Source organism: Rathayibacter sp. AY1F4, from assembly GCF_002931775.1.
Lineage (GTDB): Bacteria > Actinomycetota > Actinomycetes > Actinomycetales > Microbacteriaceae > Rathayibacter.
In genome coordinates this window covers 29,503-48,881 of record NZ_PSVE01000017.1, presented here as the reverse complement: position 1 = coordinate 48,881, position 19,379 = coordinate 29,503, and the positions used below count along the sequence as shown (strand labels likewise).

Below are 19,379 nucleotides of genomic sequence, written 5' to 3'. Positions count from 1 at the left end.
GGGCCCCTCGCGGAGGGCGAGGGGCCCGGGGGAGGGGTGTCAGTCGACCGTGAAGCCCTGATCCTCAGCGAAGGTCACGAGGCGGTCCTGGAGAGCGCCGAGTGCCGTGCCGAGGTCGGTCTTGTCGGTCAGCGCCTTGCCGACGGTGTCGATCCAGTCGCTCTGGGCCTTGTCGTAGAAGGCGGGGTACTGGAAGCCCGGGGGGATGGTCTCGCTGATGTCCGCGTAGGTCTTGTTGATCTCGTCGCCGCCGAAGTCATCGAAGGTCTTGTTGATGAAGTCGGGGTCGTCGAGGATCGCCTTCGTCGCCGGGAAGTATCCCTGGACGGTGGTGAAGAGCTTCGTCGACTCCGAGTCGGTGTTGATGAACTCGGCGAACTTCGCGGCGGCGATCGGGTTCTTCGTGTCGGCCATCACAGCGGAGGTCGATCCTCCGTAGTTGCCCGAGGACGGGTTCGCCGCGTCCCACTGGGGGAGCGGCGCGATCCGCCACAGACCGGCGGTGTCGGCTGCGGCCGAGTTCAGGAAGGCAGGACCCCAGGCCGGTGCGATCCAGGTGGCGTACTTGTCGTCGTTGAACGACTGGAACCAGTCGGAGGTGAAGCTCGTGTCGTTGGAGACGAGGTCCTGATCGGCGAGGTCGTTCCAGTAGCCGTAGACCTTCTCCGAGACGGAGTTGTCGACGTCGAGGGTGATCGCGTCGCCGTCGACGACGTAGGGCTGGGCGCCGGCCTGCTGCTCGAGGGCGGAGAAGGCGCCGTACTCGTTCGCGCCCATGCTGGTCATGTACGTCGAGGGAGCGGCGTCGTGCAGGGTCTTCGCGGCGGCCGCGTACTCGTCCCACGTGGTGGGCACCTCGATGCCGTACTTCTCGAACAGGTCCGCGCGGTACATCATCGCGACCGGCGCGGTGTCCTGGGGGTAGGCCCAGACCTCGCCGTTCGCTCCGGTGACCTGCGACCAGGCGGCATCCACGAAGTCCGACTCGAGTGCCTCCGCGCCGTAGGGGCGCAGATCGAGGAAGTCCCCGGTCTGGGCGAAGGTGGGGAGGAACGGGTACTCGATCTGAGCGACGTCCGGTGCTCCGCTGCCGGCGGCGAGAGCCGATCGCAGCTTCGTGTACTCGGCCGAGGTCGTTCCGGCGTTGATGGCGTTGACCGTGATCGCGGGGTACTTCTTCTCGAAGAGCGCGATCTGCTGGTCGATGTTCGGCACCCAGGACCAGAAGGTCAGCTCCGTGGGAGTGGTCATGGCCGTGTCGATGTCGGCCTGGCTGACGACGTCGGCGCTGCCGCTGTCTCCGGCCGACGACGGGGTGGCCGGTGCGCAACCGGCGAGCCCGATCCCGACGGTGACGAGCAGGGCTGCAGCGCGCAGGCCCTTCGTCAGCCGGCTGATGCCCGGAGTGTCCTGGGCGGATCTGCGATGGTGCCGACTCATGAAGGGTCCTCTCTGACCTGTCGGCACGGATGATTCGACGCCGACTACAAATACGTATTTGTACTTTATGCAGACGATCGAGCCGCTGTCAACGGAAGTCAGACGGATGCGCGAGGAACGAGGGTCACCGAGGTCTCCTCGACCTCGATCACGCGTCCCGGCCGGGAGAACTCGTCGGTGGTGATGCGGGCGATCTGCGCGAGGACGCCGTACAGGCCGATGTCGACCGTGGTGAGCGGCGGATGCGCGAAAGCGGCGAGCTGAATGTTGTCGACGCCGATGACCGCCATGTCCGCGGGGACCCGCAGCCCCAGGCCGTCCATCGCAGCGAGCACCGCGAACGCGTACTCGTCGTTGTAGACGCAGACTGCGGTCACCCGTGGCTCAGCCGCCCGGAGCTCTGCGATCGCCGTAGTGGCGGATTCGACGTCGAAGTCGATCTCGACCACCCTCGGTGCGTCGAGACCGCTCTCCTCGCACTCGTGCTGAACGCCGCCCAGGCGATCGACGGCGTATCCCCGCTGGCGGGGGTCGCTGGGCCAGAGGTAGCCGATGGTGCGGTGGCCGGCGTCGATGAGGTGGCGGGCCTGCACCCTCCCGACCTCCTGGCTCGAGGCCTGGCTGTCCGGCATGAACGAGGCGATACCCGCCTGACGCATCTCCTCGACCTCCGCGTCGGACACCTTCGCGAAGCCGATCACCAGCGTCGGCGACAGCCCCCGCCAGATCGACGAGATCGGCTTGCCCTCCGGAACACGACGCGTCAGCACCGCGAACCCGACGCGCTCGAACTCGTCCGTCACGAAGGTGATCATGTCGGCGCTCAGGCTGCCCAGCGGGGAAGTGGGCAGCAGCAGCAAGACGATGTCGCTCCGACCTCTGCGCAGCGCTCGGCCGGCGTGGTTCGGCGTGTACTGGAGCTCTCGTGCAGCCCTGAGCACCCGCTCACGAGTGTCGGCGGAGATCGACTGCCCGGGGCTGTCGTTCAGCACGAAGCTGACCGTCGACTGAGCGACTCCCGCCGCCGTCGCGACGTCTCGTGAGGTCACACGGTTGGCCATACGAACTCCCTGGGACGGTGTCGCCCCCGATGGGGACGACTGTGATCCTATCCAGGCGCCTCCACGAAGCTCCCGCCGTCCGACCACGTGATTGCTGAGCGGAGGTGGGGCCGATGCCGGAAACCTCGAGCGGTCTGACGGAACGCCGACTTTCGGACCGCGCAGAGGATCCGGAGGATCAGCTCGACCTCGACCGGCGAGTCCAGCGGCAGCACGGCGACGCCGACCGCGCTGCGGGCGTGGACGCCCGCATCCGAACAGCTGCGGCCGCTGATCGGCCGCGTCGGAGCAGGACTCGTCGCCTTCGTCGTCGTCCTCCTGCTGTCCTGCGGCCTCGACGCGGTCGCCGAAGAGCGGGGGAGCCCCACCTGGCGCCGCGCCCTCACCGTCGGCGCGACCGTCGGCTCCTGGCGGGGACGGCGACCTCGGCCTGAAGCGGCCTGTGCACTCCGCTGGCCGCTCAGCGAGTGCGCCGCGGGGGCCTGTGGACGCCGGTGGCCGCGAAACGCATCTCCGCTCGACGTTCCCTGCACCTTTGCTGAACCACCGGGACGTCCGGGCCGCGGGTCACGTCTTCATCATGTGCCACGGATCGTGAGCACCGCGGCCCCGGCCACGACCTCTGACCATCTGGAGAAGATCATGACCAACGTCACCCCCACCAGCCTCGCCAACGCCTCCTCGGCCAAGCACGGCACCGCCACCTCGGCCGGCAAGAACACGATCGCCGACGGCGTCGTCGAGAAGGTCGCCGGCATCGCGGCCCGCGAGGTCCCCGGCGTGCACGACCTGGGCAACGGCGCCGCCCGCGCCATCGGCGCCATCCGCAACGCGATCAACGCGCAGGACCGCGGCCAGGGCATCTCCGTCGAGGTCGGCGAGAAGCAGGTCGCCGCCGACATCACCGTCGTCGCCGAGTACCCCGTCGCGCTGCAGAAGCTCGCCGACAGCATCCGCTCCGCCGTCTCCGAGGCCATCTCCTCGGTCGTCGGCATGGAGGTCGCCGAGGTGAACGTCACCATCTCCGACGTCTTCATCCCCTCGGACGACAAGGACGACGAGACCGAGAGCCGCGTCAAGTGACTCCGTCCCACATCGGCCTGGTCCTCGGCGCGGTCCTCGCGCTGACCGCCCTCGTCTTCGGCTTCTGGGCGCTCCTCTGGGTCGCGCTCGCCATGGCGATCGGCTACGGCGTCGGGCGGGTCGTCGAGGGCAAGCTCGACCTGCGCTCCCTCGGCGACACCCTCCGCGGGCGGCGGTCCTCGTGACCGCGGCGGTGATGGCCGACGAGGCCAGCCACGGCCGCACGACGATCAGCTCGCGCGCCGTGCGCCGAGTCGTGTCGGCCGTCACCGCGGAGGCTCTGGACGTGAACTCGTCCGACGTGTCCGTCGAGCTCGACGACGAGGGAGGACGCCTCCACGTCGTCGCGCACGCCCCCATCCACGTCACGCCCCTGGGCGAGACGGGCCGCCGGTCCTCCGGGACGCTGCTGGACCGACTCAGCCGGGCGCAGACGACCATCCGCTCGCGCTGCCTCGAACTGACGGGCTCCACGATCGGCCGGGTCGACCTCCGGATCACCGGTGCCGACCTCCGAGAACGAAGGAGGGTGTCGTGACGACTCCCACCACTGCCGGCCGGGCGCTCTACCCGCGCCTGGTGCGGCGCGAGACGCACTCGTCCCGCTCCGGATCGGCGATCGTCCTCGCCGTCCTGCTCATCCTCCTGTTCGCGTGGCTGGGCACGGAGGCGGTCCTCGCCGTCCTCGGCCAGCCCGCGCTGCTCGTGGCCCCGCAGGACGGAGCGTCCTCGCTGCTCAACGCGGCCGCAGCGCCCATCGCGCTGACCGCCGCCGCCGGCGCCGTGCTCGCGCTGATCGGGCTCGTCCTGATCGTCGTGTCGCTCAAGCCCGGCCGTCGCGGCCGTCGCGCCGTCAGCACCGACCGCACCGCGGCGATCGTCGACGACCGTGTCATCGCGCAGGCCGTCGCCCGCACCGCCGGCTACGCCGGTGACGTCGACCCGGACGACGTGTCGGTGTCGGTCGGATCCCGCGTCGTCGACGTGACGGTCTCCCGCACCTCCGGCCGCAGCATCGACATCACGCCGATCCGCGAGGCCGTCGACGCCGAGCTCGCCACGTTCGACTGCACCCCGCGCCTGCGCTCCAAGGTGCGCCTGTCCGAGAAGGGAACGGTCCGCTGATGACCACCACGAACCGATTCCTCAACCGGCTGCTCCTGTTCGTCGTGGGCCTCGTCCTCCTCCTCGCCGGCGGCGCCGTCGCGGTGGGGTCGCTGCTCCCGCAGGTCCAGGAGAACGTGTCCACCGCCGCGCAGGACGCGGCCGACCCCACGAGCCAGGCCCTCTCGGGCGGCACCCCGTGGATCCTCTGGGTCATCGCGGTCGTCGCGCTCGTCCTCATCCTGCTTCTGGTGCGCTTCATCGTGCGCCAGGGCCGCGGCCGCACCTCCACGCTGCTGCGCGTCGGCTCCGGAGAGGGAGCGGGGACGCCCACGGGCGGCTCCGTCACCATCGACGCGAAGGTCGCCGAGCAGGTCCTCGAGGAGGCCCTGTCACAGGAGCCGTCCATCGTCGCGGTCGACGTGACCGCGTTCGAGATCAAGCACCAGAAGGTGCTGCGCGTCACCGCGCACACCCGCCGCGGCGCCTCGCCCGCCCGCACCCGGCAGACGGTCGACCAGGCCGTCCGCCAGTGGGACGCCCTCCTCGGCGAGGAGACGCCCGTCGTCATCCAGATCGTCAGCGGTCTGCGGACGAAGATGAGCGGCACCGCCCGCGTGCAGTAGCCGCCGGCACCACCGTCCGGCCCTCCCGATCGGGAGGGCCGGAGAGCCCCGCTCAGGCGGGATGGAAGTCTTTCTGAAGGAGCACCCATGTCCGATCCGATGGAGCCCGGCACCGTCGAGCGCATCCGCACCCATGAGCAGCCGACCCCGAACGAGCAGAGCCGGCGCGAGTCCGCCCGCCGCGACGGGAAGCCGTCCGAGCCCGAGTCGACCGAGAGCCGGGTCGCGACCGCCGCCGGCGAGAGCGCCCAGCGCGTGTCCGGCGTCCACCACCTCGGTGGAGCCGTCGCCCGCGGCCTCGACCGCGCCTCTCGCCGCGTGCTGGGCACCAGCACCGTCCCAGGAGTCACGGTCTCGAAGGCCGACGGCGTCACCACCGTCGACATCGACCTCGTCGTCGAGTACCCCCACCCCGTCCGCGAGGTCCTGGACGCCGTGCGCGATCAGGTGCAGCGCGTGGCGGAGCCGGTCGCCGGCGGTCACGTCGTCGTCAACGTCGAGGCGACCGACGTCCACGGCCCGTTCGACCCGATCGAGAAGCCGGAGGAGGATAAGGAGCCGCTCGTCGACACCGCCAAGCGCGCCGCGTCCGATGCCCGCGACTCCGCGAAGGAGGCCGCCGGGAACGCCCGCGACGCCGTCTCCGGTGCCGTCGACTCCGCCCGCGGACGCCTGGCGGACGCCGCCGACGACGCCGCGGACGCGATGGACCGTGCGGCCGACGAGCGCGACGAGCGCGCAGCCGCCCAGAAGACGGCCGACGCCGAGCGCGCCGCCGAGCGCGACGAGGACGACCCCCGCGTCGAGACGCACGCGGCCCCGGCCGTCGTCGAGACCGCAGAGTTCGTGGTCCGCGTCCAGGTCGAGCCGGTCGACGACGACGGCGACCCCCGCACCGCGACCGTCGAGGTCGCTCCGGCGGAGGAGCCCGAGCACGTCGAGCGCGACGAGGCCGCGGCCGATCGCGACGACGCGTCCGACGACGCCGACGCCCGCCGCTCCGAGGACGACCGCGCGTCGTCCGCCGCCGGTCGGGAGTAGTCCCGTGCGCACCCGCTCGTACGGCGCGCGACGCAAGCCGCGTGCGGCCTGGATCGCGCTCGGCACGGGCGTCGTGCTTTCGTTCGTGGTCGTCGTCGCCGTGCTGCTGCCCGTCCTCGGGCTGATCGGCGCGGCAGACGGCACCACGGCCGGGGCGCTCGACGTCCCGGTCGGCGCGATCGTCCTCTCGATCGTCCTCAGCTACGCGGTCGGCCTGGCCTGCCTCGCGGTCGCGTTCCTCTCCCGCAACGCGGCCCTCGCCTGGGTCGCCGCGGTGGCCGCCGTGATCGCCACGCTCATCGGCTCGATCTGGCCGCTCGTCGCCACCGGATTCGCCAGCGTCGACCAGGCGAAGGACGTCATCCCCTTCATCCAGGACCTGATCGCCCGGGTCCGGGGGTAGCGTCGGGGCGATGAGCTCCGACTACCTCCGCGCCTACGACGACCAGCTCCGCTCCGACGCCGAGACCCCGAGCGCCGTCTCCGTGACGCGCGAGGGGCCTCTGCGTCTGGTGACCTTCGCCGGCGGACGCGGCTTCGTCACCTACCGCGACCTCGCCGGCGCCTCCTCCGCGGAGATCGCCCGCCTGGTCGCCGCGGCCTGCGCACACTTCGACGCCGATCCCGGTATCACCCGCGTCGAGTGGAAGACCCGCGGCCACGACGAGGCCCCCGGACTGCACGACGCGCTCGTCGCGAACGGCTTCGCGACGGACGAGGCCGAGTCGATCATGATCGGCCCGGTCGAGGCGCTGCTCTCGGACCGGCCGGTCCCGGAGGGGGTCGTGCTGCGGCGGGTCGTCGACGAGCCGGACGTCCGCGCGTTCAGCGCCATGATCGACGCCGCCTTCGAGGAGGAGGTCGACGTGTCGATCGCCGACTCGCTCGTCGCCCGCCTGGCGCGCGGCGACGGCATGGAGCTGTGGGTCGCCGAAGTCGACGGGCGGATGGCGTCCGGCGGCCGGCTCGAGCCCGTCCCCGGAACCGCCTTCGCCGGCATCTGGGGCGGAGCGACGCTGCCGGAGTACCGCGGACGCGGGCTCTACGGCCTGGTCACGGCCGCCCGCGCCGCCTCCGCCCAGGCCCTCGGGAAGACCCTCGTGCACAGCGACTCGACCGAGTACTCGCGGCCCATCCTCGAGCGCGCGGGCCTCGTCCGGGTGTCGACGACGACTCCGTACCGCCGGCGCCGGCCGCAGTGACTCCGACGTCGTCCCCGTGGCGAGCGAGAAGATCGACGGGGACGCCGCCAAGATCATCGACGCGATCAGCGCCGCACTCACGCCCGAGGGACTCCTCCAGCTCAACACCCGCAGCGTCGACGAGCAGGCATCCGCCGCGATGATCGCCCGCGACTGGCTCGCCGAGACTGCGCTCGACGAGGAGCGACCTTCAGCCCTTCAGCCCTTCAGCCCTTCAGCACCCGGAGCCGTCAGCATCCGACTTCAGCCACGGGCCGCTCGGCGACGTCCGCGGAAGGCGACGATACGGCCGTGCAGGAGGAGCAGTCGCGGCACGATCTGGTAGACGGCGAGCGGCACCACGACGGCGGTCAGGACAAAGGCTCGCAAGACAGGAGGCCACTCGTCCGCGACGAGGGCCAGCACCGTCATCCGATGGTGACCAGAGGGAAGATCGCCAGCCAGGTCACGACCGCCCGGACGTGCACGCTCGCGACAGGTGAGGGCCGATGATGGACATCGGTCTCGTCCGCGCCGAGTGCTCTGCCGTCATGCTCCACCGTGTCCTCCAACCGGTCTTCTAGACACGAACCTCGTGACACTCGGCGCCGGCTCAGCCCGGCTGATGCACGTGGATGCCGCTGCTCGACGTCACGCCGTTGAACTCGAGATACAGCTGCCCCTCGACGACCGACACGGTCAGCGTGTTGCGGCGCTCGAGTACCGCGACCGCGGCATCCAGGAACCCCTGGTCGAAGCTCTGGACGGTGATCTGCTCGAGCTGGTGGACGCGCTTGCCCGACCACGCCGCGATCACCTTCTCCGGGTTGCGATGCGTGTAGACCGTCGTGCGGTCGGCCAGCCTGCTCCCGAAGTGCAGTCGCTCGGCATCCGGCGCGCCCACCTCGATCCACGTGGTCAGCCTGCCGGTGAGATCGCGGACCAGCACCGCCGGCTCGGTCGCCGTCGACGAGATCCCCTCGCTGAAGGTGATCCCCTCCACGTATTCGAGGCAGTACGCGAGCACGCGCGTCATCATGTACACGTCGGTCTCGGAAGGGTGCCGAGCGGCCCGCAGCGTGATGTCTTCGTAGGCGCCGCGGTCCACATCAGCCAGCTGTATCGCGAAGTTGTGCATCACTGCGCCGGCTGCCATGTGGGCGAGCTTATGTCTTCTCGCTCATCGAGGAGCGCGAAGCTTCTACGGCGCCGGTGGGGGCATCAGGTTCGCACGCCTGCACGCAAGAGCGGCCCGGCAGGAGGCATTCACTCCGTCGAGAGGGTCGTGGTCGTCGGTGAGGGGGACGTTGGTGAAGAGCGTGCTGCCCCAGAGCGTCTGGATCGCGGCGGGATTCGTCTTCTCCCCGGTGCCGGGAGCGACTCCGAAGGAGCCACGTTCGGGGTGACCGCGCGCAGACGCCCGTCTGCGTCTCGACGCATCCAGGCGATGTCGTCCCCGATCGTCTCGACCTTCCCTCCGGGGAGACGCCGGCTGTTCGCACAGGTGCCCCGCTAGTCGAGGAGCCGTGCGACGGCGCATCGAGACCTCCCCCTTTTGTGCAGGGGAGATCTCGCTGCGCGCGCTACCTGATCAGCGGGCTCCGATCAGCTCGGCGACGTGATCTCGAGCGCGATGTTGTCGGGGTCGCGGAACTCGAGGAGGCTCATGCCGCCGGCGTCCTTGATCGGCTCGTGGGCGATGCCGAGGTCGTCGAGCACGGCCGCGGCGGCCTTCAGCGCGTCGAGGTCGGGCACGGTGAAGCTGACGTGGTCGAGTCCGACCCGGTCCTCGTCGAAACGGTCGTCGCCGGGCGCGACGGGGCGCAGGCCGAGCAGTCCGCCCGGGAACTGGTAGATCACCCCGCCGAAGACGAACGCCAGCTGCTCCTTCTCCTCCGGCGACGCGTCGGCCGGCGGCGCCTCGAAGGCGACGTCGAAGCCGAAGACGGAGTCGTAGAAGGGGCGCGAGACGGCGATGTCGCGGACGGTGAGTCGGACGTGGTTGTAGTCGACAGCGGGGATCGGCACGGGGGTTCCTCTCGGCGGGGCGGGCGGAGTGCCCGTCTCCAGTGGTTCGGAGGCGGCGGGCCGCCGGTTCGGGGCTGGCGCCGGCCTCGGGGATCGGGTAGCGCGTCAGTCCAGCTCGGTCGGGCGCGCCGGCTCGGCCAGCAGCGCGCGCGCCGCCATCCCGATCACCGCGCTGTAGGTGGGGTAGGCGAAGCGGACGTTCGCGAGGGTCGCGAGGTCGACTCCGGCCGCCATCGCCGTGGTCACCGACTGCACGACCTCGATCGCGTTCTCGCCGACCGCGTGCGCGCCGAGCAGCAGCTCGCGGCGCCGGTCGGCGATCAGCGTGAGGAACCCGTTCTCGCGGTCGTCGATGACGGCGCGGTCCAGGTGCGAGAACGGCACCGAGGCGACGACGCACTGCGGGTCGCGCTCGCGGGCCTGCTCCTGGGTGAAGCCGACGCCCGCGTAGTCCGGGTCCGTGAATCCGCCCGCGGGCAGGAGGAACTGGGGCGTGCGCCGGTTCGCGCCGAGCACCGCGTTCTCGGCGGCGGCCTCCGCCTCGAACTGCGCCGCCTGGACGAGCATGTCGCGCCCGTTCGCGTCGCCGACCGCGAAGATGTGCGGCACGACGGTGCGGAAGTACTGATCGGCGGGGATCGCCGAGCGGACGACCTCGATGCCCGCGTTCTCGAGTCCGAGGTCCTCGACATCGGCGGGCCAGCCGGTGGCCATGATCACCACGTCGACCTCGGCCGTGCGGTCCTCGCCGCCCTCGCGCCACGCGATCGCGAGCGAGCCGTCGTCCTGCCGCTCGATGCCCGACACCGTCTCGATCCCGGTGCGGACGCGGACGCCCTGGCGCTCGAAGGCGGACGCGACGTGCTCGGAGATGCTGGAGTCGGAGGTCATCAGGATCCGCGGGGCGACGTCGAGGAGCGTCACCTCCGAGCCGAAGGCGTTGAAGACGGTGACGAGCTGGGCGCCCGTGTTGCCGCCGCCGATCACGGCGACGCGGCGCGGCAGCTCGGTCAGCCCGAGCACGTCCTCCGGCACGGTCGCGAGCTCGGCGCCCGGGATCGGCAGCCGCCGCGAGTGCCCGCCGACGCAGACCATGATCGAGCGCGCGCGGATCCGCCGGCCGCTGTCGAGCACGAGGGTGCTCTCGTCGACGAAGCGGGCGCGGCCCTCGTGGATCAGGTCGACTCCCGCCTCCTCGAACCGCTGCGCCTCGCGCTTGATCGAGCGCACCAGGTCGACGCGCTCGTGCACGTGGCGCACGGTCGCGGCCCAGTCGAGGACGGGAGTGCCGATCTCGATCCCGTAGTCGCCGGCGGAGCGGGTCTCGCGCATCATCCGCGCCGTCTTCGCCAGAACGCGGGTGGGCACGCAGCCGGTGTTGACGCAGGTGCCGCCGACGCGCGCGGCCTCGAGCACGACGACGCGCGCTCCCAGTTCCGCGGCGCGGAGGGCGGCGGCCGTCCCCGCGGGTCCTGCGCCGATGACGGCGACGTCGTACTCGGCCTGCTCGGGAGTGCTGTCGGGCACGGGGACCTCCGGTTCTGGGTGTGCTCCGATCCTGCCGCTCCGCGCCCGGCAGCACCCGGCCTTGACAGCCCGCCCGCGGACCGGCGTCGTCGCGGGCGTCCCGACGCTGAACATCGGCCGAGGACGGTTGCCCGGCGGGCGCCCGGCACGGTGGGATGACCGGGTGGGCTGCGGCGGGGGACTCGAGCGGAAGGCGCTCCGATGAGCGCCCGCACCTTCGGGGTGGAGGAGGAGTACCTCCTCGTCGACGCCGGCACGTTCCTCCCGACGCCCGCGGCGCCGCTGCTGCTCGGCTCCGTCCGCGGCTCCGCGGCGGTCGCCCTGGCCGCCGAGCTCAAGGCGGAGCAGATCGAGGCGGTCGGCGCTCCCGCCCGCACGCACGACGCGCTGCTGGCCGGACTGCGCGAGGGCCGCCGCCTGGCCGACGACTCCGCCCGCGAGGTCGGTGCTCGCGCCATCGCGGTCGCGACCAGCCCCGCCGCGTTCGAGCCGCACCTCTCGGCCGACGAGCGCTACGACCGGATGGCCGAGCGCTTCGGCCTCGTCGCCCGCGAGCAGTTCACCTGCGGCCTGCACGTCCATGTCGGGATCGGGTCGCCGGAGGAGGGGATCGCGGTCCTCGACCGGTTGCGCGGCTGGCTGCCCGCCCTCCTCGCCCTGAGCGCCAACTCCCCGCTGCGCGCCGGCGTCGACACCGGGTTCGCCAGCTGGCGCTACCAGTCGTGGGGGCGCTGGCCCACCGCGGGCCCGGTCGGGATCTGGGGCGACGTCGAGCAGTACCGGAGCGTCGTCGCCTCCCTCACCTCCTGCGGCGTGCTGCTGGACGAGGGGATGCTCTACTTCGACGCCCGTCTCTCCCGTGCGCACCCGACCGTCGAGGTGCGCATCGCCGACGTCCCGCTGCACGCCGAGGACTCGGCGCTGATCGCCGTCCTGATCCGGGCGCTCGCCGAGACGGCCGTGCGCGACGCGGGCGCCGGGGTCCCGCCCGTGCCGCTGCCGACTCCGGTGATCGCCGTCTCCTCCTGGCTGGCGAGCCGCCACGGCACGACCGGCGACCTCATCGATCCGCTCGACGGCTGCCCGGCCCCCGCCTCCGCGGTACTGGCGCGCCTGCTCGACCACGCGGGTCGGGCGCTGGCGGAGTCCGGCGACGAGGAGGTCGCGGCGTGCGGCGTCGAGCGGGTCCTGGCGCGGGGCACGGGCGCCGAGCGGCAGCGCGCGGTGTGGGAGCGGACGGCGTCCGCGGCCGAGGTGATCGCGGACGCGGCGGAGGCGACGCGCGCGTAGCGGCTCGCTGGTCGCAGGCTCACGGCTCGCTGGTCGCGGGCTCACGGCTCGCTGGTCGCGGGCCCGGCGGTTCAGGGCTCGCTTATCGCGGGGTCCGGTGACCCGGACTCCACCGTTCCGGACTCCACCGTTCCGGACTCCACCGTTCCGGACTCCACCGTTCCGGGGTCCTCCGCCTCGGGCTGCGGCGACTCCGGCACCAGCTGGTAGCCGCCCTCGATCGTCCCGTCCGGGCGGAGCAGGATCTGCGTGTACACCGGGGCGCCGCTGCGGAGCGTCGTGCCGCTGACCCGGAGGGGCTCCCCGGCGAAGAACGCCTCCGAGCCGGTGCAGCCGGCGAAGAAGGACGCGTCCGGGCGCTGCACGGCGAGGCACACCGTGGTGCCGTTCGGCTCGGTGATCAGCAGGCGGTCGTTCTCGGCGGTGTCGAACCCGGAGCCGTAGACGACGGCCTCCCCGGCGAGCAGGGCGAGACCCGGCGGGACGTCGGTGGTCGGCTCCCAGCCCTCGACGAGCGCGGCGAAGCGGTCGGCGGGATCCGCGGAGGCGGTCGGCGGGGCGACGGGGTCCGCGGGCGGAGGGAGGAGGAGCGCGGTGGGGACGATCGCGCCGACCGCGGCTCCGCCGACGATCGCGGCGGCGAGCACGAGGCGGCGGCGGCGGGGGTGCGGCGTCCGCGGGGCCGGCCGGTCGGGGTGCTCGGCGGGCGACTCCGCAGTCCCGGAGCCGGCGGTCGCCGACAGCGGAAGTGCGGTCGCCGGCAGGGGGGCGCGCGAGTCGGTCGCCGTCCCGGGATGCGCCGTACCCGGCTGCGCCACGGACGGCGCGGCGCCGGTCTGCGCGCCGGACCCCGTCACTCCGGGAGGAGCGTCCTCCGCCTCCAGCTCGCCGAGCCGTCGCAGCGCCTCGCGCCGCTCGTCCCGGTCGGCGCCGTCGTCGCGGGGTCGGGCCGACAGGATCCGCTCGAGATCCCTGCGCTCGTCGTCCTCGGCCTGCACTCCGTCAGTATGGCGGCGCCGGACACGGGAACGGTGCGGGCGTCAGCCCGACGGGTTCTCGACCGGGTCGCCCTCGGGGTCGGTGGCCGTCTCGGGGTCGACGTGCTCGGGGTCGGTGGTCTGCGGGTCCTCGGGAGTGTTCTTCTCGGTCATCGGATCCTCCTTGTCGCTGGATGCGGAACGTGCGGACAGGTTCCACGCTACGGCGGGAGTTCCGTGGAGCGCGCCCGGTCGACTCCGCCGCCCGGTGTCCGGAACCGAGGTCAGGAGCGGCGGATCAGCCCGAGCGGCCCGTCCCGCTGCTTCCGGCCTCGGCTCCGGACGCCGCTCGCCTCAGCCGGCCCCTTCACCCGTGGCAGCCGCGGGCCTCCACCGCAAGGCCTGGCAGCGCTCTGTCGCGATTCGTACGCTGAACCCATCGAGCCGAGGAGCAGCAGCGCCACATGATCCGCACCACCGTCACCATCGAGGGCAAGACCTACGGGCTGTCCCAGGGGACCGACGTCGCCGAGCTGAAGCGGTCGGCGACCGAGGCGACGCAGGCCGGAGGAGGCCTCGTCGACTTCGTGATCGTGGGCAACCGCCAGGTCAGCGTCCTGATCTCGACAGGTGTTCCGGTGATCTTCGAGGAGCTCGAGGTGCCGGACGACGACCGCGACACCGGTGACGTCCACCAGCCGTGGGACGACATCGACTACCTCGACTGACCCCGTCCTCCCGGTCGCGCCGAGTCGCTGCCGGGTCCCAGACGCCTGAGGGGCGCCGCCGGCTGGACCCGGCGTCTCTCGGGCACCTCGGTGCCGCGCTACTCCGCGGACTCGCTCTCGGCCAGCTCGCCCTCGACCAGCGTGCGGGCGGCCGAGGCGAGGGCCGAGCGGATGCGCTCCGCCGGCTCCTGCAGCATCGCCGCGATCGCGTCGACGTCGTGGCCGCCGGTGTGCCGGAGCAGCCAGGCCTGGCGCTCGAGCGTCGGCAGGGCGTGCAGGCGGCGGTGGAAGCCCGAGCGCAGCAGGTCGTCCTCGCGGATCGCCGGCGGGGCCTGCTCGGCGCGCTCCATCGCGGAGCCGCCGCGCTGCACGCTCGCGCGTCCGACCTCGGAGCGCATCAGGTCGAGGGCGCCCGTGTCGTCGAGTCCCTGCGGCCGTCCGCTGCGGACGGTGACCGCCGCGTGGCGGAGGGCGGCGCTCGCCGCGGAGTCCGACAGCGTGAGGCGGTAGGCGTACGCGTAGAGGCCGAGGGTGCGGTTCTCGAGGGCGCGGCCGGCGAGCAGCTCGCCCTGCTGCTGCGACTGCGTCATGCCGACGGCGGCGACGGGTCTGTCGTAGGTGGTCACGGTGACTCCTCGGCTCCGCGCGCTCCCGGTCGGGAAACGCGTCGGAGGCGATGCTAGGGAGTCGAGAACGATCGTTCTACCCTTGACATTTCAGAATCTTTTTCGATGCATGCGCATGGAAGCGCTTTCCCGACAACCGTCCTGGAAAGTGGAAGCGCTCTCACTCCCGAGCGGAGAGGATGCAGAACTCGTTGCCCTCCGGGTCGGCGAGCACGACCCAGGACTGCTCGCCCTGCCCGACGTCGGACCGCGTCGCCCCCAGGCCGACCAGGCGCGCGACCTCCGCCTCCTGGTCGTCCGGCACGAAATCCAGGTGCAGGCGGTTCTTCACGGTCTTGCGCTCGGGCACGTCGAGGAAGAGGAGGCTCGGCCCGCGGCCCGACGGGGCGAGCAGCTCGATGCCGTCCTCGTCCTCGTCGACGACGTCCCAGCCGAGCGCCTCCTGCCACCAGTGCCCGAGGGTACGGAAGTCGGTGCAGTCGACGATGATCTCTTCGAGTCGGAGGGCCATGCACCGACGCTAATCGGCGCGGGGCGTGTCGGGGAAGTGCGTCCGGCGGGTCCGCGTGGTGCCGCGGCTCCGTCCGGCCGTGTCGTCCGCGGGGCCGGGTGCCCGTGCCGCTTCGGCACGAGCGCTGGCGGCCGGAGAAGCGGCGCGGCATCCTCGACGCGGGTGCCCCTGCGCCCGGGGACGAGGAGCAGCATGAGCACCGCACGCGAGCAGTGGGAGGCGCGCTACGCCGACTCCGATCGGATCTGGTCGGGCCGCCCGAACGCGACGCTGGTCGGGCTGGTCGGCTCGCTGCCGCCGGGCCGCGCCCTCGACCTCGGCGCCGGCGAGGGGGCGGACGCGCTGTGGCTGGCGTCGCTCGGCTGGCGCGTCACCGGGCTCGACCTCTCCGAGACGGCGCTGGGCCGGGCGCGCGCGGCCGCGGCCGAGCGGGGCGCCGACGTGGACTTCGTGCAGGCCGACCTCGCCGAGGACTGGCCGGTCGTGGGGGAGTTCGACCTGGTGACGGCGAGCTTCCTGCACTCGATGGCCGAGTTCCCGCGGATCGACGTGCTGCGGCGGGCGGCCTCCGTCGTCGCTCCCGGCGGCCGCCTCGCCGTCGTCTCGCACGCCGCGCCCCCGCCGTGGGCGAGCGGCGACGACCACCGCCACGGAGCGATGCACCTCGTCGGCCCCGAGGAGGAGCTCGCCGAGCTGGCCCTCGACCCCGCCGAATGGACCGCGGAGCTCGTCGAGACGAGGGAGCGCGCCGTGACCGCTCCCGACGGCACGGCCGCCGTGCTCCTGGACGGCGTGCTGCTCCTGCAGAGACGCGGCTGAGCAGGAGCAGCTCGAGGGCTCGCGGCCGGGCTAGCGTGGTCCGCGACCCCGACCCCGCAGGAGGCGCCGATGCCGCTCGATCCGTACCTCGCCGCTCGGCTGCCCCTCCTGGCCGGCCTCGCGTATCCGCTCGACGCCGAGCAGGCCGCCCGCATGGCCGCGTTCGAGGAGGATCCGGGGCCCTGGTCGCTGCCCGAGGGGATCGACGTCGTCACGGAGACGGCGTCCGGCCCGCACGGACCGGTCCCGCTGCGCGTGTACTCGCCCGCCGCGCCCGAGCGCGCTCTGCTCTGGGTGCACGGAGGAGGATTCGCCGCCGGCAGCGTCGACATGCGCGAGTCGCACGTCGTCGCGGCGGAGCTCGCGCACCGGGCGCGGGCCCGGGTCGTCTCCGTCGACTACCGGCTCGCCGGCCCCGACGTCCGCTACCCCGTCCCGCTCGACGACGTGCACGCCGCCTGGCGGCACCTCCGCAGCACGGAGTCCGGATCCACGCCCGTCGCGATCGGCGGCGCGAGCGCGGGAGCGGCCCTGGCCCTCGGCGCGGTCCTCCGCGAGCGCGACGCCGGTGCGCGGCTGCCGGAGCACGTGCTCCTGGCCTACCCCTTCGCCCACTTCCCCAACCCCGCCGTCGACGACGCGATCGCGGCCGAGCTGCGCGAGCTGCCGCCGGTCCTCCGCTTCCCTCCGTCGAGCATCGAGGGCATGGTGCGCACCTACCTCGGGCGGATCGCCGACCTCCCCGTCGAGGCGCTGCCCGGCTCCGCGCCGCTGGCGGGTCTGCCTCCGGTCACGGTCCTCGTGAACGAGTACGACGAGCTGCGGGGGTCGGCCGAGCTGCTCCTGCGCCAGCTCGCGGAGGCGGGCGTCGCCGTGACCGGGCACCTGGCCGCCGGCATGCCCCACGGGCACCTCAATCGGACGCCGGCGCTGCCCGAGGTCGACCGCTCGCTGCACCTCTTCGCGGCTCAGCTGCGCGCGATGAGCTGAGGCGCCCGGCCCCGTCCCGTCCGCTCCGCCCCGCTCAGCTCAGGCGCGGTCCGCATCGTCCCGCTCAGGCGCGGTCGTGCAGGGTGACGTGGTAGCCGTCCGGGTCGGCGAAGGTGAAGGTGCGCCCGAACGGGCCGTCGATCGGAGCCGCGACGACGGGGTGCCCGTCGGCGACGAGCGCGTCGTGGATCTCCTGCACGCCGGTCGCGTGCAGCCAGATCGCGGCGCCCACACCGGGGCGGGAGGCGGAGTCGAGGTCGGTGCCGGGCGCGAGGTCGCGCAGGGCGAAGGCGATCGGAGTCGTCGCGAAGACGACGGCGTGCGGCGGGCCGGCGGGCGAGCGGACCAGGCCGAGGTACTGCTCGTAGAACGCCTGGGACGCCGCGAGGTCGCGGACCTGGAGCGAGACGAAGTCGGGGCCGGTGACGGGCATGGGGTTCCTCCTCGGTTGTGTCAGCTTTCTGACACACAGGAGCGTATGTCAGAATACTGACATGAGTCAAGACGGCATCGACCTCGAGACCTCGCTCGGCTACCTCCTCAAGGAGGCGTCGAGCGCCCTGCGCGCGGCGATGGAGGCCGTGCTCCGCCCGCTCGGGATGACGGTCACCCACTACTCCTGCCTCGAGCTCCTCGCCCAGCGGCCGGGCCTCTCGAACTCGGAGCTCGCGCGGGGCGCCTTCGTCACCCGGCAGTCGATGAACGTCCTGCTGCAGACTCTGGAGCGCGACGGCGTCGTCACCCGCCCCGACGCGGCTCCGGTCGGCAAGGCGCTCCCCACCCGGCTCACCGAGCGCGGACGCCGGAGCCTGGCCGAGGCGTCCGCCGCCGTCCGCGGGGTGGAGCTGCGGATGCTGGAGGGGCTCGCGGAGGAGGAGCGGCAGGCGGCGGCGCGCCTGCTCCGCGGGATGATCCGGTTGCTGCGCGCGGACGACCGCGCCTGAGGGGCGCTGTTCCGCCGTCTGTAGGAACGAGGGCCGCCCGCTCGCCGGTACGGTCGCGCTCATGGCAGCAGGAGGAGCGGTGCGCCCGCTCGACGTCGGGATCGTCGGCGGCTCGATCGGCGGACTGTTCGCCGCGGCCCTGCTCATCCGCGACGCGCACCGCGTGACGGTCCTCGAGCGGTCGGCGACGGGGCTGTCGCGGCGGGGAGCCGGGCTGGTGGCCCAGCAGGACCTGATCGACCTCCTGCACGCGATCGGCCGCGACGACGAGGCGCGGGTCGGCGTCGTCGCGCACGAGCGCATCACCCCGACCGCTCCGGGCGCGTGATCGGCCGCGACCCCTCCCCGCAGACGCAGGTGTCGTGGGACCACCTCTACGACACGCTCCGCTCGCGGATCCCGGCCGACCGCTACCTCCTCGGTCACGCCGTCGCCGGGGTGCGCCCCTCGACCGGGACGGACCCGGTCGTCGTCGAGCTGCGCGACGGGAGCGGCCTGGAGTTCGACGTCGTCCTTGGAGCCGACGGCCTCGGATCCGTCGTGCGCGCGGCGGTCGCGCCCGAGGCGCCGGGGAACCGCTACGCCGGCTACTCGACCTGGCGCGGGCTGATCCCGGAGTCGGCGCTCCCCGCCCAGGCCGCGGCGACTCTGCTCGGACGCTTCGCCTTCTACACCGCGCCCGGCGAGCACATGCTCGGATACCTCGTCCCCGGACCCGCCGGCGAGGTGGAGCCCGGCCGACGGCGCTACAACTGGGTCTGGTACCGGCCCCTCTCCGAGGACGCCCTCCGCGGAGTGATGACGGCGTCCGGCCGTCTGCCGGAGAGCGTGTCCCTCGCGCCCGGCGATCTCGCTCCCGATCTCCGCCGTCGGCTCGAGGAGGACGCGGTCGACCGCCTGCCGCCGCCCTTCGCGGCCTCCGTCCTCGCCGAGCCGCAGCCCTTCCTGCAGGCGATCGTCGACTACGTCCCGCCGCGGACGGTCCGCGGCCGGGTCGCCCTCCTCGGTGACGCCTCCGTGATGGTGCGGCCGCACACGGCCATGGGCGCGGCCAAGGCGGCGGGCGACGCGCTGGCCCTCGCCGGCTCCCTCGCGCGGCACCCGGTCGACGAGGCGCTCCAGCGCTACGAGGCCGAGCGGCTCCCCGTCGGCCGCGCCATCGCCGAGTACGGCAGGCGCCTGGGCCGCTCGATCCCGCTGCTGTCCGAGTGACCGCAGCATCATGCGCCCGGCCGAACCCGGATCGACGGCGCGAGCCGATCCTCGGTCGGAGCGGACAAGGCTCGCGCTCGCCCTTCAGCGTGCAGGGTCCGATGCGCTGCCCGGCGGCGACTCGAAGGGAAGCTGGAACGGGGGTTCGCAGCATCGCATGGTCGCCACCACGTGGCGCCGGCGCGGACGAT

Annotated in this window: 25 protein-coding genes and 2 pseudogenes; 16 read left to right on the top strand and 11 right to left on the bottom strand. The window is 72.8% G+C overall.

Annotation, left to right across the window (positions count from 1 at the left end; translation table 11 throughout):
- Positions 1-39: 39 nt before the first annotated feature.
- From C5C59_RS11745 to C5C59_RS17595, 3 genes and pseudogenes are all read right to left on the bottom strand, one after another.
- Positions 40-1,440 carry an ABC transporter substrate-binding protein gene (locus tag C5C59_RS11745; RefSeq protein ID WP_104238122.1) on the bottom strand — a complete coding sequence of 467 codons (1,401 nt, stop codon included), beginning with the start codon at positions 1,438-1,440 and terminating at the stop codon, positions 40-42.
- A 98-nt stretch (positions 1,441-1,538) separates the two neighbouring features.
- Positions 1,539-2,489 carry a LacI family DNA-binding transcriptional regulator gene (locus C5C59_RS11740; RefSeq protein ID WP_219814003.1) on the bottom strand — a complete coding sequence of 317 codons (951 nt, stop codon included), beginning with the start codon at positions 2,487-2,489 and terminating at the stop codon, positions 1,539-1,541.
- Positions 2,490-2,677: 188 nt separating this feature from the next.
- Positions 2,678-2,770: pseudogene (locus C5C59_RS17595) on the bottom strand (RidA family protein); the annotation flags it as partial.
- Positions 2,771-3,143: 373 nt separating this feature from the next.
- Between C5C59_RS17595 and C5C59_RS11730 the strand changes: the two are divergent.
- The 9 genes from C5C59_RS11730 (at position 3,144) to C5C59_RS17330 (ending at position 7,882) form a co-directional block, all read left to right on the top strand.
- Positions 3,144-3,584 (top strand): Asp23/Gls24 family envelope stress response protein, encoded by a 441-nt coding sequence (locus tag C5C59_RS11730; protein ID WP_104223989.1) that lies wholly within the window; start codon positions 3,144-3,146, stop codon positions 3,582-3,584.
- Positions 3,581-3,769 carry a DUF2273 domain-containing protein gene (locus tag C5C59_RS11725; RefSeq protein WP_104223990.1) on the top strand — a complete coding sequence of 63 codons (189 nt, stop codon included), beginning with the start codon at positions 3,581-3,583 and terminating at the stop codon, positions 3,767-3,769. The genes C5C59_RS11730 and C5C59_RS11725 overlap by 4 nt, the downstream gene beginning before the upstream one ends.
- Positions 3,766-4,122 (top strand): hypothetical protein, encoded by a 357-nt coding sequence (locus C5C59_RS11720; protein WP_244230558.1) that lies wholly within the window; start codon positions 3,766-3,768, stop codon positions 4,120-4,122. Before C5C59_RS11725 ends, C5C59_RS11720 begins: the two co-directional genes overlap by 4 nt.
- The gene (locus tag C5C59_RS11715) at positions 4,119-4,709 is read left to right on the top strand and encodes a DUF6286 domain-containing protein (protein WP_104238124.1); all 591 of its coding nucleotides are present in this window, start codon (positions 4,119-4,121) and stop codon (positions 4,707-4,709) included. The genes C5C59_RS11720 and C5C59_RS11715 overlap by 4 nt, the downstream gene beginning before the upstream one ends.
- The gene (locus C5C59_RS11710) at positions 4,709-5,314 is read left to right on the top strand and encodes a hypothetical protein (protein WP_104238125.1); all 606 of its coding nucleotides are present in this window, start codon (positions 4,709-4,711) and stop codon (positions 5,312-5,314) included. Before C5C59_RS11715 ends, C5C59_RS11710 begins: the two co-directional genes overlap by 1 nt.
- Before the next feature lie 87 nt (positions 5,315-5,401).
- A complete protein-coding gene (locus tag C5C59_RS11705; protein ID WP_104238126.1) occupies positions 5,402-6,355 on the top strand; it encodes an Asp23/Gls24 family envelope stress response protein in 954 nt (317 codons plus the stop codon).
- A gap of 4 nt (positions 6,356-6,359) precedes the next feature.
- On the top strand, positions 6,360-6,758 hold the full coding sequence (locus C5C59_RS11700; protein ID WP_104223994.1) for a hypothetical protein: 399 nt from the start codon (positions 6,360-6,362) through the stop codon (positions 6,756-6,758).
- 10 nt (positions 6,759-6,768) lie between these two features.
- Positions 6,769-7,557, top strand: coding sequence for a GNAT family N-acetyltransferase (locus C5C59_RS11695; protein ID WP_104238127.1), 789 nt, complete (start codon positions 6,769-6,771; stop codon positions 7,555-7,557).
- Positions 7,558-7,573: 16 nt separating this feature from the next.
- A complete protein-coding gene (locus C5C59_RS17330; RefSeq protein WP_181134892.1) occupies positions 7,574-7,882 on the top strand; it encodes a hypothetical protein in 309 nt (102 codons plus the stop codon).
- 267 nt (positions 7,883-8,149) lie between these two features.
- Here the strand turns inward: C5C59_RS17330 and C5C59_RS11690 are convergent, their stop codons facing one another.
- The 4 genes and pseudogenes from C5C59_RS11690 to C5C59_RS11675 all read right to left on the bottom strand — a co-directional run bounded on the left by C5C59_RS11690 (position 8,150) and on the right by C5C59_RS11675 (position 11,091).
- Entirely contained in the window at positions 8,150-8,692 is a 543-nt protein-coding gene (locus C5C59_RS11690) for a YaeQ family protein (RefSeq protein ID WP_104238128.1), read from the bottom strand.
- 126 nt (positions 8,693-8,818) lie between these two features.
- Positions 8,819-9,021 (bottom strand): annotated as a pseudogene (locus C5C59_RS11685) (phosphoenolpyruvate carboxykinase domain-containing protein); the annotation flags it as partial.
- 120 nt (positions 9,022-9,141) lie between these two features.
- On the bottom strand, positions 9,142-9,564 hold the full coding sequence (locus C5C59_RS11680) for a VOC family protein (protein ID WP_104223996.1): 423 nt from the start codon (positions 9,562-9,564) through the stop codon (positions 9,142-9,144).
- A gap of 105 nt (positions 9,565-9,669) precedes the next feature.
- A complete protein-coding gene (locus C5C59_RS11675; protein ID WP_258060409.1) occupies positions 9,670-11,091 on the bottom strand; it encodes an NAD(P)/FAD-dependent oxidoreductase in 1,422 nt (473 codons plus the stop codon).
- 201 nt (positions 11,092-11,292) lie between these two features.
- Here C5C59_RS11675 and C5C59_RS11670 point away from each other — a divergent pair, with 201 nt between their 5' ends.
- Entirely contained in the window at positions 11,293-12,381 is a 1,089-nt protein-coding gene (locus C5C59_RS11670; protein WP_104238130.1) for a glutamate--cysteine ligase, read from the top strand.
- A gap of 71 nt (positions 12,382-12,452) precedes the next feature.
- Here C5C59_RS11670 and C5C59_RS11665 read toward each other — a convergent pair whose 3' ends face one another.
- Positions 12,453-13,379, bottom strand: a complete 927-nt coding sequence (locus C5C59_RS11665; RefSeq protein WP_104238131.1) for a hypothetical protein — start codon at positions 13,377-13,379, stop codon at positions 12,453-12,455.
- A 443-nt stretch (positions 13,380-13,822) separates the two neighbouring features.
- On the opposite strand from C5C59_RS11665, the gene C5C59_RS11660 reads away from it, so the two are divergent.
- Positions 13,823-14,086: a hypothetical protein gene (locus C5C59_RS11660; protein ID WP_104224053.1), complete on the top strand. Its 264-nt coding sequence runs from the start codon at positions 13,823-13,825 to the stop codon at positions 14,084-14,086.
- A gap of 98 nt (positions 14,087-14,184) precedes the next feature.
- Here the strand turns inward: C5C59_RS11660 and C5C59_RS11655 are convergent, their stop codons facing one another.
- Positions 14,185-14,712 carry a hypothetical protein gene (locus tag C5C59_RS11655; RefSeq protein WP_104238132.1) on the bottom strand — a complete coding sequence of 176 codons (528 nt, stop codon included), beginning with the start codon at positions 14,710-14,712 and terminating at the stop codon, positions 14,185-14,187.
- Between the two features lie 160 nt (positions 14,713-14,872).
- A complete protein-coding gene (locus tag C5C59_RS11650; RefSeq protein ID WP_104224051.1) occupies positions 14,873-15,223 on the bottom strand; it encodes a VOC family protein in 351 nt (116 codons plus the stop codon).
- 192 nt (positions 15,224-15,415) lie between these two features.
- Between C5C59_RS11650 and C5C59_RS11645 the strand changes: the two genes are divergently transcribed.
- Complete coding sequence (locus C5C59_RS11645) at positions 15,416-16,042, top strand: class I SAM-dependent methyltransferase (protein WP_104238133.1); 627 nt, start codon at positions 15,416-15,418, stop codon at positions 16,040-16,042.
- A gap of 69 nt (positions 16,043-16,111) precedes the next feature.
- A complete protein-coding gene (locus C5C59_RS11640; RefSeq protein WP_104238134.1) occupies positions 16,112-17,032 on the top strand; it encodes an alpha/beta hydrolase fold domain-containing protein in 921 nt (306 codons plus the stop codon).
- A gap of 64 nt (positions 17,033-17,096) precedes the next feature.
- On the opposite strand, the gene C5C59_RS11635 is transcribed toward C5C59_RS11640, so the two are convergent.
- Entirely contained in the window at positions 17,097-17,465 is a 369-nt protein-coding gene (locus C5C59_RS11635; protein ID WP_104238135.1) for a VOC family protein, read from the bottom strand.
- A 61-nt stretch (positions 17,466-17,526) separates the two neighbouring features.
- On the opposite strand from C5C59_RS11635, the gene C5C59_RS11630 reads away from it, so the two are divergent.
- The 3 genes from C5C59_RS11630 (at position 17,527) to C5C59_RS11625 (ending at position 19,188) form a co-directional block, all read left to right on the top strand.
- A complete protein-coding gene (locus C5C59_RS11630) occupies positions 17,527-17,976 on the top strand; it encodes a MarR family winged helix-turn-helix transcriptional regulator (protein ID WP_104238136.1) in 450 nt (149 codons plus the stop codon).
- Between the two features lie 61 nt (positions 17,977-18,037).
- Entirely contained in the window at positions 18,038-18,304 is a 267-nt protein-coding gene (locus tag C5C59_RS17490; protein ID WP_219812437.1) for an FAD-dependent monooxygenase, read from the top strand.
- Positions 18,301-19,188 carry an FAD-dependent monooxygenase gene (locus tag C5C59_RS11625; protein ID WP_219812438.1) on the top strand — a complete coding sequence of 296 codons (888 nt, stop codon included), beginning with the start codon at positions 18,301-18,303 and terminating at the stop codon, positions 19,186-19,188. Before C5C59_RS17490 ends, C5C59_RS11625 begins: the two co-directional genes overlap by 4 nt.
- Positions 19,189-19,379 lie beyond the last annotated feature (191 nt).